The organism is Escherichia sp. 93.0816 (genome assembly GCF_013368855.2).
GTDB classification, from domain to species: Bacteria; Pseudomonadota; Gammaproteobacteria; order Enterobacterales; family Enterobacteriaceae; genus Escherichia; species Escherichia ruysiae.
On record NZ_JABWNC020000058.1, the window covers coordinates 1 to 2,175 of the forward strand.

Consider the following 2,175-nt stretch of genomic DNA (forward strand, 5'->3'; position numbering starts at 1 on the left):
GATTCGCTGGTGGACTTCTGCGGCTATCTCATGGCGTCGGTAATGTGTGATGGCCTGTTAGTGGGTAATGCTGAAATTGTGCCATTCAGCCCACGCAGGTATCTCTATCATGCCTATCTGGCTTATATGAGGGCACATGGGTTTGGTAAACCTGTAACACTGACGCGCTTCGGTAAAGATATGCCGGGGGCAATGGCGGAATATGGCAGGGAGTATATGAAACGGAAAACGAAGCACGGTTTGCGTTCAAACGTGACACTGACGGAGGAATCAGAAGACTGGATGCCATCATGTGTATCGGTCACTAATGACGATAGCAAAAATTAAACTTATAGAATAACTGTTCACCACTGTTCACCCTGTTATAAATATCTTTTATATCAGTATATTATAGGGTGAACAGTTATTTATGAACTGTTCACCAAACTATTCACTGTTCACCTTTTTGATTGTTTATTGAGCTTCAAGGGTGAACAGTGGTGAACAGTTGGTGAATAGTTTTTTTGAAACTGTTCACCCCTTAACATTATGAATTAATAGAGAAAATATCAAAAGGTGAACAGGTGAAGGGTTAAAACGCAAAAATTTTAATTTACTGCTGTGAGATAAAGCCTATGACAGCGAAGCACATAAAAAAATCACAATCGCACGCCCTTGATTTGACGGAACACTGGTTAAGGGTGTCGATAAAAATCATCGACCGCAACGCCGGGGAAGGATATGCGAAAGCACATCCCGAACTGATTAGCGCATTCATGACAACGGCAGCTGCAAACTTTGCCACGCTGACAGAACGGGAGATTGCCGAAGCGGAACAGGTGACAACCATCAACGTTAAAACCGGAGAGCAGACAGCATGACAGCACAGATAGCGGCTTACGGGCGGCTGGTGGCTGACCCGCAGTTAAAGACCACCAGCAAGGGTACACAAATGACGATGGCGAGTATGGCGGTCCCACTTCCGTGCAGCCAGGCAGATGACGGAACGGCGACGATGTGGTTATCCGTCCTGGCGTTTGGCAGACAGGCCGAAGCACTGGCAAAGCACCGCAAGGGTGAACTCCTGAGCGTGGCGGGTAACATGCAGGTGAGCCAGTGGACCGGACAGAACGGGGAGACGCGGCAGGGCTGGCAGGTTATCGCAGACAGCGTAATCAGTGCGAGAACGGCGCGACCGGGCGGCAAAAAAGGCCAACAGGGGCAGGCTACTGATGCACTGAGCAGAGCAAAACAACAGGCGGGAAATGATGATCCGTACGGGGATAACATACCGTTTTAAGCAACGAGTAACAGAAGCCGGAGCAATCCGGCTTTTTTATGGGTCCTCCCGGTGTAGTGACCTGCCACGGGGCGGGAGCGTCGCGGAAAAAGGCTGGTTTTTGCATTTTCATGGCGGCGGCAGCATGTGTAGTAATTTATTGATAATTAAAAGTTATTTCTGTTTTCACCTGTACAATATTTTTTTCTCCCTGTCATTAGACCAGTTTGCAATTAATTGAAATATATAAATAAATCTGTTTTTCACCTGCCAGGTGGAGTTGCCTGTGTCAAAACGTGTTCAGATGGCGGGATATTTATGCCGGATTTTATCCGGCTTTTTTGTGTCTGAATCTCATTAATCTATTTTTATGATAGAAATATGTTTATCTACCACTTTTATCGATCAATAATGTGCACAGTTTAGTCAGTAAGAGGAAGTTACTGTGAGTTGTATTAATGACCTGAACACGGGCGATATCAGGGGTGGTTCCGTTCATCTGGATGCGCAGACCGTTATGCGCCTTAAGCAGTACAGGATCGACCATATAAATCATCATCCTGACCAACCATTACCAGGTGTGGCGCAGATTGTCAGACATGCCGTAAACACCTGGCTTAATCAGAATGGTTTTGCATCGGTGGGGGAACAATGAATCGCTGGTACACCATTAAGGCGGCGGATGTTCGCGGAGCGGCGGATATATCTATCTATGAGGAGATTGGCGGCTTCGGTGTTACTGCAAAGCAGTTCGCGGAAGACCTGAAAGCCCTTGGCGATGTTTCACATATCAATCTGAGGATCCATTCACCAGGTGGTGATGTGTTTGAAGGCATCGCCATCTATAACCTGCTACGGAATCATCCGGCAGACATTACGGTTTATATCGATGGTGTTGCGGCTTCAATGGCTTCGGT

Annotated in this window: 5 protein-coding genes; 4 read left to right on the forward strand and 1 reads right to left on the reverse strand. The window is 47.0% G+C overall.

From position 1 onward, the window contains the following. From HEM79_RS22145 to HEM79_RS22155, 3 genes are all read left to right on the forward strand, one after another. Positions 1 to 327 (forward strand): winged helix-turn-helix domain-containing protein (locus tag HEM79_RS22145; protein WP_183082720.1); only part of this gene is annotated, 327 nt, incomplete at its 5' end. 287 nt (positions 328 to 614) lie between these two features. Next, the gene (locus HEM79_RS22150; protein WP_000125504.1) at positions 615 to 860 is read left to right on the forward strand and encodes a hypothetical protein; all 246 of its coding nucleotides are present in this window, start codon (positions 615 to 617) and stop codon (positions 858 to 860) included. Further along, positions 857 to 1,279 carry a single-stranded DNA-binding protein gene (locus HEM79_RS22155; RefSeq protein WP_000126661.1) on the forward strand — a complete coding sequence of 141 codons (423 nt, stop codon included), beginning with the start codon at positions 857 to 859 and terminating at the stop codon, positions 1,277 to 1,279. Before HEM79_RS22150 ends, HEM79_RS22155 begins: the two co-directional genes overlap by 4 nt. Positions 1,280 to 1,643: 364 nt before the next feature. Here HEM79_RS22155 and HEM79_RS22160 read toward each other — a convergent pair whose 3' ends face one another. Further along, positions 1,644 to 1,817, reverse strand: a complete 174-nt coding sequence (locus HEM79_RS22160) for a hypothetical protein (protein WP_000973802.1) — start codon at positions 1,815 to 1,817, stop codon at positions 1,644 to 1,646. Between the two features lie 92 nt (positions 1,818 to 1,909). On the opposite strand from HEM79_RS22160, the gene HEM79_RS22165 reads away from it, so the two are divergent. Continuing rightward, positions 1,910 to 2,175: Clp protease ClpP (locus HEM79_RS22165; protein WP_131727972.1), on the forward strand; the 266-nt coding region annotated here is incomplete at its 3' end.